12 protein-coding genes and 1 tRNA gene are annotated in these 14,289 nt (G+C 56.2%); 9 read left to right on the top strand and 4 right to left on the bottom strand.

Annotation, left to right across the window (positions count from 1 at the left end; genetic code table 11):
- Positions 1 to 219 precede the first annotated feature (219 nt).
- The 4 genes from JTM80_RS23040 (at position 220) to chlP (ending at position 3,856) form a co-directional block, all read left to right on the top strand.
- A complete protein-coding gene (locus tag JTM80_RS23040; protein ID WP_255548755.1) occupies positions 220 to 342 on the top strand; it encodes a hypothetical protein in 123 nt (40 codons plus the stop codon).
- Between the two features lie 400 nt (positions 343 to 742).
- Entirely contained in the window at positions 743 to 1,552 is an 810-nt protein-coding gene (locus tag JTM80_RS11500) for a cobyrinic acid a,c-diamide synthase (protein ID WP_172357979.1), read from the top strand.
- A gap of 141 nt (positions 1,553 to 1,693) precedes the next feature.
- Positions 1,694 to 2,236, top strand: a complete 543-nt coding sequence (locus JTM80_RS11495; RefSeq protein ID WP_172357980.1) for a hypothetical protein — start codon at positions 1,694 to 1,696, stop codon at positions 2,234 to 2,236.
- Between the two features lie 396 nt (positions 2,237 to 2,632).
- Positions 2,633 to 3,856 carry a geranylgeranyl reductase gene (gene chlP, locus JTM80_RS11490; protein WP_068515126.1) on the top strand — a complete coding sequence of 408 codons (1,224 nt, stop codon included), beginning with the start codon at positions 2,633 to 2,635 and terminating at the stop codon, positions 3,854 to 3,856.
- Positions 3,857 to 4,166: 310 nt separating this feature from the next.
- On the opposite strand, the gene JTM80_RS11485 is transcribed toward chlP, so the two are convergent.
- The 4 genes from JTM80_RS11485 to JTM80_RS11470 form a co-directional block, all read right to left on the bottom strand.
- Positions 4,167 to 4,403 carry a hypothetical protein gene (locus JTM80_RS11485; protein ID WP_172357981.1) on the bottom strand — a complete coding sequence of 79 codons (237 nt, stop codon included), beginning with the start codon at positions 4,401 to 4,403 and terminating at the stop codon, positions 4,167 to 4,169.
- A gap of 494 nt (positions 4,404 to 4,897) precedes the next feature.
- Complete coding sequence (locus JTM80_RS22725; protein WP_172357982.1) at positions 4,898 to 6,037, bottom strand: zinc-binding dehydrogenase; 1,140 nt, start codon at positions 6,035 to 6,037, stop codon at positions 4,898 to 4,900.
- A 5-nt stretch (positions 6,038 to 6,042) separates the two neighbouring features.
- On the bottom strand, positions 6,043 to 6,672 hold the full coding sequence (gene pyrE / locus JTM80_RS11475) for an orotate phosphoribosyltransferase (RefSeq protein ID WP_172357983.1): 630 nt from the start codon (positions 6,670 to 6,672) through the stop codon (positions 6,043 to 6,045).
- A 35-nt stretch (positions 6,673 to 6,707) separates the two neighbouring features.
- A tRNA-Ile gene (locus JTM80_RS11470) sits at positions 6,708 to 6,780 on the bottom strand.
- A 302-nt stretch (positions 6,781 to 7,082) separates the two neighbouring features.
- Between JTM80_RS11470 and JTM80_RS11465 the strand changes: the two genes are divergently transcribed.
- The 5 genes from JTM80_RS11465 (at position 7,083) to JTM80_RS11445 (ending at position 14,264) form a co-directional block, all read left to right on the top strand.
- A complete protein-coding gene (locus JTM80_RS11465; protein ID WP_172353198.1) occupies positions 7,083 to 7,433 on the top strand; it encodes a hypothetical protein in 351 nt (116 codons plus the stop codon).
- A 37-nt stretch (positions 7,434 to 7,470) separates the two neighbouring features.
- The gene (locus JTM80_RS11460; protein ID WP_205369439.1) at positions 7,471 to 8,916 is read left to right on the top strand and encodes a hemolysin family protein; all 1,446 of its coding nucleotides are present in this window, start codon (positions 7,471 to 7,473) and stop codon (positions 8,914 to 8,916) included.
- Between the two features lie 39 nt (positions 8,917 to 8,955).
- On the top strand, positions 8,956 to 11,433 hold the full coding sequence (locus JTM80_RS11455) for an HAD-IC family P-type ATPase (RefSeq protein WP_172357985.1): 2,478 nt from the start codon (positions 8,956 to 8,958) through the stop codon (positions 11,431 to 11,433).
- A gap of 93 nt (positions 11,434 to 11,526) precedes the next feature.
- Positions 11,527 to 11,952, top strand: a complete 426-nt coding sequence (locus JTM80_RS11450) for a peptidylprolyl isomerase (RefSeq protein ID WP_172357986.1) — start codon at positions 11,527 to 11,529, stop codon at positions 11,950 to 11,952.
- 452 nt (positions 11,953 to 12,404) lie between these two features.
- On the top strand, positions 12,405 to 14,264 hold the full coding sequence (locus JTM80_RS11445; protein ID WP_172357987.1) for an NAD(P)H-quinone oxidoreductase subunit F: 1,860 nt from the start codon (positions 12,405 to 12,407) through the stop codon (positions 14,262 to 14,264).
- The last annotated feature ends 25 nt before the right edge of the window (positions 14,265 to 14,289 follow it).

Raw genomic sequence — 14,289 nt, 5'->3', positions numbered from 1 at the left:
GTTTGCAAACTTCGGTAGGCTACCGGTCTTCTGGTAGAAGACCCGGCAAGACGTGGGATTTTACTTTATAACTCTTCAAAGGGCTGCCTTGAACCAAGGGGGCAGGAAAGCTTTGAGGAGGGCGGTAATGTCGTCCGGTAGCCTGGGTAGCGCACCCCGGACAGAGCAAGAATGGCAGGCCTATTTCCCAAACGTTTTACTGGCTGGGACAGCCTGGGTATGAACAAACCCCTGGTAGACGGTCTAAGAGATGCATCGCAAAAATGCATCACGAAGTGGAGCTTGGTAGACACGGCTAGTTGGAGTCGCGCTATTCACGCCTCCGTGTTTATCCTGACGTGATGGACTGGTAGAAGTTACTGAGCGAGTATCGATTTCATCGTATTTTTACAGAACTGACCCGGTTGCTTTATACAAGGTTTATGTAGATTTCTTTACTTATCTAAACAAATGGAAAAGATGAAGTGGCTTTACAGGAGTGACGGGTGAATCGGGATAAAAGTTCATGTTTTTTGTTGAATATCCGTAAATACCTGGAGCGGGTGGGCTAATTGGAACGCGAGTGGGGGTTGGATAAAACAGTTGGATGAAGGGCGATCGCCCTTTTAACCGGGTCATTGCAGGCCAACTGGGTAGCCATTAAACTGGGTAGGCATCAGATGGTTAAACGTTAAATTATAGAAATATCGCAGTTCATAAATCCTCGACGGCTCTTTATTGGCGCTAGACCGTTTGCCCCTCTATGGCAAAACCCCGACCTCCCCGACGCAACGGTTTTTATCGAGACGACACAGTTGGGAGCATTCTCAACAAGCTGCCGCCAGAGGCAAAGATTTGGGTAGAAAGCCTGCCCTGGCACCAGCGGCGTTACGTACTGTCGCTGTGTCACCTGATGTGTGCAGCATCGCCAGAGGTGCAGGCGGAGTTTCTGGACAACTACACGGCCGATGGGCTGGTGTCGCGCAAGCTAGAGGACAAAGAAACCGAGCAGCGGGTACGAGACTATCTCAAAGAATTTCGCATTGCCACCGAGCTGGACGCAGGCGTGCTGCGACGCTATATCCGCCAGTTTTATGTGCATTCTGCTCAGGATGCACGACGGCAGCCAGATTTATACCTGGAATCGGCGCTGCGGCTGGTGTTCAGCACGGAGGAGCGCAACAACGTATTTAGCTATGTGCTGGGCTTTGAGCTGCTGAAAATGATGTTTCGCATGAGTTGGTATCAGCATGAAAAGCTGTACCGCCTACAGCGCAACCAGGATGACTTTATTGCCACCTATATTAAGCCGATCCAATATGCTCATCGGGTCAACAGCATTGTCGTGCCCAAGGATGAAGGCGTGTTTTTTGCGCGGCGAAACTATTTTGTGCAGGAGCCAGAAATTCCCGAAAAGCGGCTGATTGAACTGGTGATGGCGACGTTTACTACGGATGTCGTTTCAAACTTTGGCTTTTCGCTGATGCGCCACCCGAATTCACTCATTTTTGACTACGACCACATTTTTGACCTGGAACAGGACGTGATTTTTGACCTGAACGCAACAGAGTAGCGATGCAAGGTGAGGTTTAGGCTGGGGACGCTGGTGTGGGAATCTCTGTCTTGGGGCGCAGGCCCCTTCTGAGAGATTCCCCGTCAAATGGGAATACTTTGGGGAAAGCGCCCTCTGGGTTTTTACCCATCTCCTGCGTCTATGTGGCATCGGCTCCGAAACTGGTTCTATAGCTTGCGTAGCTACACGGCCCTGCGTCCTGATCTGGCAATGCGGCGGCGGGTGGTGCGATCGCTCCAGCGGCGGACGAGCCTTAGCCCCCAGGAATGGTTTCACACCTACGGCAAATCGCTGGGTATCGCAGAAGCGGTCGTCAACTTTGCGGCTCATCAGTTGGAGCAATATTCGGGATTACCCTTTGGGAAACTGCTGCCGGGCGATCGCCTAGAAGCGGATTTGCACTGGACGCAGGTGTGCTGGTTTGACTGGGAACTATCCTTCTATGAAGATGTCCAGCAGACCTTCGAGGTGTTTCTAGAAGGGGATTTGGAGGAACTGCTAGAGGGAACGCTGGGCAACTTTCTAGTGTGGTTGACGAAGCAAGTTCCGTCAGAATTGCTCCAGGCAGACCCCTTACCTAAGGACTTGCCCAAGGACTCGCCACAGAACCCGCCACAGAACCCGCCAAAGAACCCGCCACAGAACCTAAAGCCCAAGCACCTAAAACTGCGATCGCCCAGCTAGCCAGTCTTGCAGCAAGGCCAACGATGGTTCGGCCCAGACCATTGCTCATTGCTCGGCTCAAGGGATGCAGGCTGGCTGCTAGCCCGTCCCCTCGCCTCTAGAAAACTTTTGCCTCCAGAAAACTTTCGCCTCCAGGAAACTTTCGCCTTCAGGAAACCTGAGGAAAGCCTGGGATTGCCATTGACGATCTTCAGTGGGCCCACCCATAAGGTCTGAAACGCTTGCAAAACAAGGGATATGGGATGCTAGACAGAGAGGATCTGCCTCAATTCTCGTTACGAGAAGTTACAGTCTGTTTCAATTTCGCCATATCCCCAAAACCCTTGCTGAATCAGGCTCCCCGCTCATGCTACGATGCCACTCGTACGCTTTACATGAAAATTTGGGAGACGACCTTTGGCTCTACGGGTTGCTGTCGTTGGTTCCGGGCCGGCAGGTTCTTCCGCTGCCGAGACCCTGGCAAAAGCAGGTATCGAAACTTATCTCATTGAACGCAAGTTAGACAACGCAAAACCCTGCGGTGGGGCGATTCCACTCTGCATGGTGGGCGAATTTGACCTGCCGCCAGAAATTATCGATCGCCGCGTCCGCAAGATGAAGATGATCTCACCCTCCAATATCGAGGTCAACATCGGCAGCACGCTCAAGGATGACGAATATATCGGCATGTGTCGCCGCGAAGTGCTGGACGGCTTTTTGCGCGATCGCGCTGCCAAACTGGGCGCAAAGCTGATCAATGGCACGGTCTATGGGTTGGATCTGCCAAAAACCAGCAGCGACCCCTACACCCTCCACTATGCCGACCACTCCAACGGCAGCGTGGAGGGCACTGCCCAAACCCTGCAAGTTGACCTGGTGATTGGTGCAGACGGCGCAAACTCTCGCGTTGCCAAAGCCATTGATGCGGGGGACTATAACTATGCGATCGCCTTCCAAGAGCGCATTCGCCTGCCCCAAGACAAAATGGCGTACTACCACGAGCTAGCTGAAATGTATGTCGGCGATGACGTGTCGCCCGACTTTTACGCCTGGGTCTTCCCGAAATACGACCACGTTGCCGTTGGCACGGGCACGATGAAGGTAAACAAGTCCCGCATCAAAGATTTGCAAGCGGGCATTCGCCAACGCGCCGCAGCCAAGCTAGAAGGCGGCGAAATCATCAAAGTCGAAGCGCACCCCATTCCCGAACATCCCCGCCCCCGTCGGGTGGTGGGCCGTGTGGCGCTGGTGGGCGATGCCGCTGGCTATGTCACCAAGTCTTCTGGCGAAGGCATCTACTTTGCCGCCAAGTCGGGTCGCATGTGCGCCGAAACGATTGTGGAACTGTCCAACAAAGGGCAACGCATCCCCACCGAAGACGACCTCAAGGTCTACATCAAGCGCTGGGACAAAGCCTACGGCGCAACGTACTTGGTGCTGGATCTGCTTCAGCGCGTGTTCTATCGCTCCGATGCGACCCGCGAGGCGTTTGTGGAAATGTGCGCCGATATCGACGTGCAAAAGCTCACCTTCGACAGCTACCTGTACAAGACAGTCGTGCCTGCCAACCCACTGACGCAGCTTAAGATTACTGCCAAAACCATCGGCAGTCTCCTGCGCGGCAACGCCCTAGCTCCTTAAAAATCCAGGCTAAAAACTCCAGGACTTACGCACCTGCGATAGACTTTCTGGATTTTGGACAATTTCTCGCAGGCACAGCCCGCGAGAAACTGTCCAGCTTCGTAAGTCCCAAACTCAAAAAGACTAGGCGAGGGAATCCCCAACCTAGTCTTTTTGTTTTTAGATCTATATCCATTGGATTTAGATCTACGATCTGTATCCAACAATGATGGCAATGAATAATGGCAATGATGGATGAACTCCACACTGCTCATGGTCAGCCGCTTCGGGATCAACCTTCTGGATCAACCTTCTGGATTAGACAGAAGCACTAAACAGGAATCGTTTCGGGAGCTGCCAGCGCCAGGATGTGATAGCAAGCGGGGGTCTCTTCTCCGAGAACCTCATTAATTCGCGTGCGAATCAGCAGGTGCAGCTTTTGAATCGAGTCATCAAAGTTGTGCTGAACATGGAGAACCGCAGTCTGCTTTTGGTATTGACTGCCGTAGTATGCCACAAAGTAGGTGTTGCGGTTTGCGGCGGGTGCATCGAGGACAAAATCGCTCATTGGCTTATCTCCTGGAGACGGGGGGATGAATAAAGCCGTCTCGGTTGAGGTCAGTTAAGTTCCTAGACAGAGTGAAGCGAATTGAAAGCTAGCTCTGGTGAATCTCATTGCTAAGTGTAGCGCTGAGGGGGAGGTTTATACCTGGTACAAGTGGGTAAAGTTTCGCAGGTCAGACAGGCTAGTTCTGATTGATGCTTCAGTCCTGTAGGGCTATGTTCCGGAGGGGTTTGGAATTTTGGGCTTTGGATTTTGGATTTAGCCTGGATTAGGCTGAAGTGGCGAAACATCAATTCTCTTAAGCGGAGCTGCGAATGAGATTGCTGGAAGCCTTGCAGACGCTTGACGAGCAACCCAAAATCGCAAATCCAAAATCGAGAACCGATAGAGCCGCCTCCCGCTCCTCATCCCTGGGGTTCCTGGTTGCGCTCTCTAAGCATTAGGGTATGCCGGGTGAAGGAGAGATCCGTCCGCATTTTCACGCGATTTCCCAGGCGTTAGGGGCGCATGGCGACTTTGATCACAGTGCGATCGCGCATATCGTAAAAAGTCTGTTGCAAGTCCTTGAGCGGCCGCTCGTCGCTGATCAGCTTTTCAAAGGGGCGATCGCCCGCCGCCAGCATCGCCAGCGCATCGCGGACATGGCGCGGCGTGCTGTGAAAGACTCCCTTCAGCGTCAGTTCGCTGTAGTGCAGTTGCTCGGTGCTGAGGGTAATCGTGGTGTCCCGTGGGCAGCCGCCAAACAGATTTACGGTTCCCCCCGGACGCACACAGGCGATCGCCTGTTCCCACACGCTGGGTACTCCCGTCGCTTCGATGACGACATCCGCGCCCCAGCCGTTTGTCAGCGACTTCACTAGCCCAGGCACATCTGCAACCTGGCGATGGTTGAACCCCTGCGATGCTCCAAACGCCTCGCCCACCTGGAGCCGCGTAGAGCTACCGCCAAAGAGGAAGATTTCGCAAGGCATGTTAGCGTGTTGGCGTGAGGGAAGAGAGAAGAACGAAGAACGAAGAAGTTCCGTTTTTCGTTCTTCGTTTTTCGTTCTTTCCGCCTCTCCCCCTCTCCCTCCAACGCCATAGCCCAGCGATAGCGCCGCCACAAACATTAGCCCAATCGCGCCGTCCCCCAAAATCACGACGCGATCGCCCGACTGGATATTCGAGCGAGACAGCCCGTGCAGCACGCAAGCCAGGGGTTCTGTCATCGCGGCGATCGCATCGGACATGCCTTCAGGAATTGGCAAGAGGTTGTGCTGCACAATGGGCGCGGGAATGGTCAGAAACTCTGCAAATGTGCCATTGTTAAACACCAGTTGGGTGCAGAGCGAGTATTCCTGCCTTTGGCAAAAGAAGCAATCCATGCAGGGCGCAGAGTTGTTCGCCACGACGCGATCGCCCACCTGCCAGCCCGTCACTCCGTCCCCCAGCGCCGCAATATGCCCTGCGCCCTCATGCCCAAAGCGAGTCGGCGGCTTTAGCATCTTGGCATGGCCACCCCGCCGCCACACCTTTAGATCCGTGCCGCAGGTCGTTGCCGCCGTCACCCGCAGCAGCACCTCTCCCGGCCCCGGCACAGGTGGCGCTTGCTGCTCCAAACGCAGGTCTTCCTGACCATAGAGGACGGCTGCCAGCATTTTCTTTATCCCTCACCCGCTCGTTGCAGCGCTGCCCAGCGAGACTGGATCTCAGTAATCGAAAAAATCGCCTGAAAGCCCAGCCCTTCTTGGTAATACAAGTCTGCTGCGCCTTGATGGCGATCGACCAAGGAAATAATATGGTTCACCGCATACCCGGCATCGCGCAGACGATCGACCGCTTTGAGCGCCGATTGTCCTGTGGTCACCACGTCTTCTAGCACCACCACCGGGCTACCCGACGGCAAAACCGGCCCTTCAATATAAGCCTGGGTGCCGTGGCCCTTCGCCTCTTTACGGACGATCAGCGCGGCGAGCGATCGCCCCTCATAGGTCCCCACCACGCTCGTCGCCGTTACCAGCGGATCGGCCCCCAGCGTCAGCCCCGCCACCGCCACTGCCTCCGCCGGAACCTGGGCCAGCAGCAGCCGTCCACAGGCCAGCCCACCCCACGGATGCAGCGTCACCAGCTTGCCATTGATGTAGTAGCGGCTCGTCTGCCCAGAAGACAAGGTAAACTCGCCTTCCTTATACGCCGCCTCGCAAAATAAATCCAGCACCGACTGGCGCAGCGTAGGCAGGTCGCAGGTGGCCACAGCAACGGGAGAGTGTGGACTAGAACTTTGGAGGGTCATGTTGTAGGTTAGGATGATCTTGAAAACCCAGAAAATCCAGGGTGCAGGGGTCGAACCTGCCTGAGGCGAATTATGAGTTCGCTGCCTAATCCGCTCGGCCAACCCTGGTTAGGAAAATCGCCCACACGAGGCACCATGCCTTTGCTAGTCCATTGTAATGTCGGAGTGGGGGATTTCAAGTCTGGACACACTTGAATTTTCCAGTGCCGATTTTCCAGGCTGTTGATATTCTTATATTCTGAAAGCCTGCATTCTGAAAGCCTGCATTTTTGGAAGCGCCTGCTTCTTATAAAATCTCCTCTCAAGCTTGCATCTCAAGCTCGTATCTCAAAGCCAGTTAACCCCACTTGCCTCGCATCGCGCCAGTTCCGCAATTCCTTAAAGCCTCTACTACAGAATTAAAAGCCTCTATGAAACTTAATTCTACCGTCGCACTCACGTTAATCTTGCTGACGCTCATGGCCGCAGCGGGGGTGGCAAGCGGCATTTGGGGCTATGCGCTGGGGCGTGAGGCACTGCGCGGCGTGACCCAGCCCGACGTGCGGCCGACCTCGCTGGGCAGCGAAGCCGCCGGAGAACAGGGCAGCCGCGACGAGATCATCATCATTCCCGAATCTAAAATCATCGAGGATGTAAAAAATCGAATCAACAACAGTCAGCCTGCTCGCTCCAGCACAGAAGGACTGGGACGAGTCAGCGACGCTGGAGCCAAGGAGGACGCTATCAACCCTGTCAATCGAGCCAGGTGGTGGCTTGGATGAGTCTTTGGTCTTGTCCCTGTTTTCCTGATAGTCGCGGATGATTCCCCTTGCTGCTTCGGTTGTTGCGCTCAGCGCTGCCCAGCCCCTCACGGCCTCTGGCGTGATGTTAAGACTTCTGGCAGTTCTGTCGCTGATTGCCATCAATGCGTTTTTTGTAGCCGCAGAATTTTCCATTGTGTCCGTGCGACAGTCACGCATCAGCCAGTTGGTGATGGCAGGTGACGTGCAGGCCAGAACTGTGCAGGATTTGCAGCGCAGTCTGGAAAAGCTGTTGTCTACTGCCCAGTTGGGCATTACCTTATCCAGTTTGGCGCTGGGCTGGATTGGCGAAAAAACGGTAGCCGTGCTGCTGCAAATCGGACTCAGCCGCTTGCCGCTGGGCGCGACGGGGCAACTGGCGATTTCTCACTCCGTGGGGGTTCTGGCCGCCTTTTTGCTGATTGCCTATCTGCAAATTGTGCTGGGAGAACTCTGCCCCAAGGCGCTGGCGCTGCTTTATCCAGAGCAACTGGCGCGGTTTTTGGGGCCGCCTAGTCTGGCGATCGCCCGCTTTTTTAACCCCTTTATCTGGGTGCTGAACCAGTCTACCCACTGGCTGCTACGGCTGATTGGCATCCGCGATAGCAACCAGGGCTGGTATAACCGCGTCACGCCAGAAGAATTGCAGCTTATCATCCAAACCTCCAGCGAAACCAGCGGACTGGAAGAAGAGGAGCGGGAGCTACTCAGCAACGCGCTGGAGTTTGCCGAAGTGTCTGTGCAGGCGGTCATGGTGCCCCGCATCAGCATCACGGCCCTGCCCCAGGATGCCACCTTTCAAGACCTGCTGGATGCCGTTGCGGAAACGGGCCACTCTCGCTATCCCGTGATTGGCGACTCGCTGGATGACATCCTGGGCATCATCTATTTCAAGGAACTGGCGGCTCCGCTGGTGCAGGGACAAATCACGCTAGAAAGCCCCATTACGCCGTGGGTGCGCCCGGCCCAGTTTGTGCCCGAAAACCTGGAACTCAGTGAGCTATTGCAACTGATGCAGCGATCGCGCCAGGCCCTGGTCATGGTCGTCGATGAGTTTGGCGGCACGGCTGGACTGGTGACGCTGAAGGATCTGGCCTCCGAGATTATCGGCTATCCCGATGAGCCGGACACCCCCGAAGAGGAGCCGATGATCCAGCAGTTGGATGAGCGGACGACGCTGGTGCAGGCGCAGATGACCTTGGAAGAAGTGAATGAGGCGCTCGACCTCGACCTGCCGATTCTAGACGACTACCAAACGCTGGGCGGCTTTTTGATTCACCAATTGCAAAAAATCCCCGTGCAGGGCGACAGCCTCCGCTACGGCGATTTGCACCTGACGGTGACCTCGGCGGCCGGCCCCCGACTGCACCAGATTCGCATCGAGCGATCGCCCGTCCCAGACTCAGCCTCTTCTGCCACAACCTCAGCCGATACCAATGCACCATCCATAACCCCCAACCCCTAACTTGCTACACTAGCCGTCATACGGACTTGACGCACACATATGAGTGAAGCGGGTGTTCCTCAAGCATTTACGCTGCATGGGCTGACCGAGGACGAGGCGATCGCCCGACGCGCAGCAGGACAAGGCAATAACGTCACCCTCCAATCCACCCGCTCCTACGGGCAGATCCTTCGCGAAAATCTGTTTACGTTTATCAATAGTGTTTTCTTTTTGCTCAGCCTGGTGATGTTTTTGCTGCGGCGGCCGGGCGATGGATTTTTGGTAGTGGTCGTCATCTTTGGTGGCGTGTTGATTAACATCTACCAGGAAATTTGGGCAAAACGAAAGCTGGATCAAATCGCCCTCCTCAGCCGACCCAAGGCGACCGTCATCCGCGCCGGACAGGAGCGCGAAATTGACCCCAGTGAAATTGTGCTGGGGGACGTGCTGTTGTTGCGGCCGGGCGACCAGGTGGTGGTGGATGGGGCGATCTTGGGCGACGGCCATGCCGAGCTAGACGAATCGCTGCTGACGGGCGAATCGGAACTTGTGCCCAAAACGGCGGGCGAACGGGTTTATTCTGGCAGCTTCTGCGTCAGCGGGACGGCCTGCTACGAGGCGCAGAAAGTCGGCAAGGACACCTTTGCCTATCAGCTCATGGCGGGGGCGCGGGCGTTTCGCAACATCCTGACACCGCTCCAGCGTGAAATTAACGTCGTGATTCGCGTCTTTGTGCTGATCGCCTGCTTTTTGTGGATTTTGATCAGCATTAGCTTTCTCAGCCAGTCCTATTCCCTCAACGACGTGGCGCAGCGGGCGGCGGTGGTGGCAGGGCTAGTCCCCGCAGGGCTGCTGCTGGCGATTACGCTGGCCTATGGGCTGGGAGCAGTGCGGATGCTGGGGCAGCAGGTGTTGATTCAGCAGGCAAATGCGGTGGAGTCGCTGAGCCATGTGGAGGTGCTGTGTTTGGACAAAACTGGGACGCTGACGACGAATCACCTGACGCTGGAAGCGGTGTATCCTATTGGCATTCCAGAAGAGGAGCTGCGATCGCACTTGGGCGACTTTGCCGCCAGCCTCAGCACCACCAACCGCACCAGCGAGGCGATCGCCGCTGTCTGTCCCGGTTCCGTGCGATCGCCCATTGCCGAAGTGCCCTTTTCCTCCGCACGAAAATGGAGTGCGATCGCCTTTGACAGCGGCCCGCGCCCCGGAACCTACGTGCTGGGTGCGCCCGAAATCCTCCTGAAAGCCGCGCCCCTGCCCGCCAACTGGGTCAGCCGGATGCAGCGGATGACAGGAGAAGGACTGCGGGTGGTGCTGCTGGCCTGGAGCGCCGACTGGGCAGCGCTCAAGGAAACGGTTGCGATGCCCCAGATGCCGCCCGATCTCGCGCCGCTGGGGCTGCTCTGCTTTAGCGACCAGTTGCGGCCAGAGGCCTACGAAACGCTCCAGGGCTTCCGGCAAGCGGGGATCGACGTGAAAATTATCTCTGGCGACAACCCCCAGACCGTCGCGGCCTTGGCCAAGCAAGCAGGACTGAGCGACCAAATTTCGCTCATTTCTGGCACAGAATTGGCCGACCTCGATGCTGCTCAATTTGCCCAGGCCGCGCAGGCGCACACCATTTTCGGCCGCATCACGCCCGACCAAAAAGCTGACCTGGTGCGGGCGCTGCGAAAATCGGGGCGCTATGTTGCCATGATTGGCGACGGGGTGAACGACGTGCTGGCGCTGAAGCAGGCCCACTTGGCGATCGCCATGGAAAGCGGCAGCAAAGCCACACGCGGGGTCGCCGACATCGTGCTGCTGCGAGACTCTTTTGCCGCACTGCCCCATGCGTTTCTGGAGGGACAGCGGATTCGCAGCGGCATCCAGGACGTAATGAAGCTATTCCTGGTGCGCGTGTTTTGCGTTACGCTGCTGATCTTTGCCACGGCCATCGTCACCGACAGCTTCCCCCTCGAAAACAAGCAAAGCGCAGTGGTGACGCTGATCGGCGTGGGGCTGCCGACGATCTTTATCCCCGTCTGGGCGAAGCCTGCGCCCACGCCACGCGGCGGATTGGTGCGCTCGATGCTGCATTTTGTTGTGCCTGCCACCCTCAGCCTGACGCTGGTGTCGCTGCTGGTGTACCTGTTTTTCTTGGTCAGCGCCGTGCTGGATTTGCCCCCGTTTCAGGAACTCCGCCAGGTTGATTATTCCCTGCCCCGCAGTGCCTTGGTGACGATTTTAGTGCTGGGGCAGCTATGCCTGCTGCCGTTTCTCAAACCCCCAACCCGCGCCTGGGCCGGCGGCGAACCCTACAGTGGTGACTGGCGCTATACCCTGATGGCGATCGCCCTGCTAGGGATTTACCTGCTGATCGTCGCCCTGCCGCCGCTGCGAGAATTCTTTGAACTGTCGCCGCTGAGCATTCCCGGCTATCTCTACATCGGGCTAGTGGCGGTGGAATGGTGCCTGCTGCTGCGCTTTATTTGGCGATCGCGCTTTTTCGATCGATTTCTGGGCGTTGATCTGAGCGATCGCCCCAGTTGATACACTAAGACGGCATATTCTTCATCCGAATATGCATTCACAGGCATATTTGCATACTTAGAAGATGCTCGTTTGAAAATCTCAGGAGACCCCATGACCCGCGCCATTATGGAAACCGAGAAGGGCACGATTACCCTGGAACTGTTTGACCAGGACGCGCCCAACACCGTGAAAAACTTTGTGGATTTGTCTAACAAAGGCTTTTATGACGGGCTGAACTTTCACCGCGTCATTCCCGACTTTGTGATTCAGGGCGGCTGCCCCAACGGCGACGGCCGCGGCGGCCCCGGCTACACCATCAAGTGCGAAACCGCAGGCAACCCCCACAAGCACCAGGCCGGCTCCCTGTCGATGGCCCACGCTGGAAAAGACACAGGCGGCAGCCAGTTCTTTATCTGCCATTCGCCCCAGCCCCACTTGGACGGCAAGCATACGGTGTTTGGCAAGACGGAAGATATGGACGTAGTGAACGCAATTCGCCCCGGTGACAAGATTTTGTCGGTCAAGATCGAGCCGTAGTCTTAGCCTAAGCTAACCCTCAGCCTCATTGACCCCTTGCCCGGTGCGCGAGGAATTTTACCAAAAACAAACGGATGCCCAAGGACTCTTCTCCTGGCATCCGTTTTTTGTGTAATGAACCATAGGAAAATAAGCAGAGAAGCGATATAAGCAGACTTTCTTCGATGCATTAAGTGATCCATATCGAAGAAAATCTATCCAGTTTCGATTTGCTTTAGGTTTTAAGCTAATCTAGAAAACATCTGATATAGATTTTTTTCAATATCTATCTAGGTCGTCATAGACTTAGGTCTTCGCGCTCAGGCTTCCAACCGCGCCCCTCTTTGCTCTGAATTTGCTCTGATACTGATGTCCTGTCCTGCATCACAGGGCCAATTTGGAGCATGTCAAGAGGGCTGAAGCTTTGGGCTACTTAGTTTTCAGACCTGATCCCTCACCCAACTCCCCGGAATATGGCTGAACTCCTTATTCAAAGTGCGTGGCTCATTCCCTGCTACCCGCTGATGGGCATGGTACTGTCCATGCTCTGGTTCCCCTCGGTGACTCGCCTGACGGGGCCGCGTCCAGCAGGATATGTGAACCTGATCATGACGGCGATCGCCTTTCTGCACGCGCTGCTGATTTTCCCGGCCGTCTGGCAACAGCCCGCCGTCACGTTTCGCCTGCACTGGCTGACGGTCGCAGGGCTGGATTTAACCCTGCCTCTGGAAGTGTCCGCCCTGACCATCGGCGCAATCTTGCTCATCACTGGCATCAACTTCCTGTCCCAACTCTACGCCGTTGGCTACCTGGAAATGGACTGGGGCTGGGCGCGGTTCTTTGCGCTGCTGGCGCTATTTGAAGGCGGCATGTGCGGGCTGGCGCTATGCGACTCGCTGTTTTTCGCCTACATGATTCTGGAAATCCTGACGCTGGGAACCTACCTGCTGATTGGCTTCTGGTTTAACCAATCGCTGGTGGTGACGGGGGCACGGGATGCCTTTTTGACCAAGCGGGTTGGCGACCTGTTCTTGCTAATGGGCGTGCTGGCGATTTATCCGCTGGCAGGCACTTGGGACTTTGATGGACTGGCAGCCTGGGCCCAGACATCTGAGGTGAATCCGAAGCTGATGACGCTGGTCGGGCTGGCGCTGGTGGCGGGGCCGATGGGCAAGTGCGCCCAGTTTCCTCTGCATCTGTGGCTGGACGAGGCGATGGAAGGACCCTTTCCCAGCACCATTCTGCGAAACTCGGTCGTTGTAGCGACGGGGGCCTGGGTGCTGATCAAGCTGCAACCCGTGCTGGCGCTGTCGCCCACTGTCACTACTGCTGTTATTGCTATTGGAGCCGTCACAGCGCTGGGCGCATCCCTCATTTCCATTGCCCAGATCGATATCAAGCGATCGCTCTCCTATCTGGCTAGCGCCTACATGGGCATTGTGTTTATGGCGGTGGGTGCAGGTCAAACGCAGGCGGCGCTGCTGCTGCTGCTGACCTATGCGATCGCCGTTTCGGCCATGATTATGAGCTGTGGCTCCATCGTGCTGAACAGCATCACCCAGGACTTGACGCAGCTTGGCGGGCTATGGAGCCGTCGCCCGGTGTCGGGACTGTCCTATGCGATTGGGGCACTGGGTCTTGTAGCAGTTCCCCCCTTGGGTGGTTTTTGGGCGCTGCTGAAACTGGTAGACGGGCTGCGCGAAGACTCTCCTACCGTGGCAATCATTCTGCTGGTGGTGAATGATCTGGTGGCCTTCAGCGTGGTGCGGGTGTTTTGCCTGATTTTTGGCAACCAGGCAAAGCAGATGGCCCAGCGATCGCCCGAAAATCTCTGGCCCGTGACCCTGCCGATGGTTGTGGTGGCGGCCCTCACGCTGCACCTGCCGCTGGTGCTACAAAGCCTGAACCTCTTGCCAAATTGGGCGCAGCTAGATAAAACCGCTGCCCTGCTGCTGACCTGGTCGAGTTTGGCTGGCATGGCGATCGCCGCTGTGGTCTACCTGGGCCCCGTCGAAAAGCCCGTGCGCCTGCCCTGGAAGCCGCTGCAAGACCTACTCGCCTACGACTTCTATACCCCCAAGATCTACCGCTCTAGCGTTGTGGGCAGTGTGGATATCGTGTCGCGGCTGGTGGACTGGGGCGATCGGTACATTGTCGATGGACTGGTGAATCTGGTTGGAATTGCCTCAATTTTTGGCGGCGAAACCCTGAAGTATGGCAACACGGGCAAAACCCAGTTCTATGCGCTCACGATTGCCGTTGGTTTGACGGTGCTAATTGTTCTTAGCGCCTGGTCGATTTTGTCCAACCTGAAGCTCGTTGTGTTCGGCTAATTCCTCACCCTGACCCCCATTCCTG

The sequence above is a fragment of the Thermoleptolyngbya sp. PKUAC-SCTB121 genome (genome assembly GCF_016919485.1).
GTDB classification, from domain to species: domain Bacteria; phylum Cyanobacteriota; class Cyanobacteriia; order Elainellales; family Elainellaceae; genus Thermoleptolyngbya; species Thermoleptolyngbya sichuanensis.
This window is presented reverse-complemented; position numbering and strand designations above follow the sequence as displayed.

Coding starts and splice junctions, on each gene's coding strand:
- JTM80_RS11465 (WP_172353198.1), top strand. CDS start 7,083: ATGAAACTTAATTCTACCGTCGCACTCACGTTAATCTTGCTGACGCTC.
- JTM80_RS22725 (WP_172357982.1), bottom strand. CDS start 6,037: ATGCTGGCAGCCGTCCTCTATGGTCAGGAAGACCTGCGTTTGGAGCAG.
- JTM80_RS11455 (WP_172357985.1), top strand. CDS start 8,956: ATGAGTGAAGCGGGTGTTCCTCAAGCATTTACGCTGCATGGGCTGACC.
- JTM80_RS11485 (WP_172357981.1), bottom strand. CDS start 4,403: ATGAGCGATTTTGTCCTCGATGCACCCGCCGCAAACCGCAACACCTAC.
- pyrE (WP_172357983.1), bottom strand. CDS start 6,672: ATGACCCTCCAAAGTTCTAGTCCACACTCTCCCGTTGCTGTGGCCACC.
- JTM80_RS11445 (WP_172357987.1), top strand. CDS start 12,405: ATGGCTGAACTCCTTATTCAAAGTGCGTGGCTCATTCCCTGCTACCCG.
- JTM80_RS11495 (WP_172357980.1), top strand. CDS start 1,694: ATGTGGCATCGGCTCCGAAACTGGTTCTATAGCTTGCGTAGCTACACG.
- JTM80_RS23040 (WP_255548755.1), top strand. CDS start 220: ATGAACAAACCCCTGGTAGACGGTCTAAGAGATGCATCGCAAAAATGC.
- JTM80_RS11450 (WP_172357986.1), top strand. CDS start 11,527: ATGACCCGCGCCATTATGGAAACCGAGAAGGGCACGATTACCCTGGAA.
- JTM80_RS11460 (WP_205369439.1), top strand. CDS start 7,471: ATGATTCCCCTTGCTGCTTCGGTTGTTGCGCTCAGCGCTGCCCAGCCC.
- JTM80_RS11500 (WP_172357979.1), top strand. CDS start 743: ATGGCAAAACCCCGACCTCCCCGACGCAACGGTTTTTATCGAGACGAC.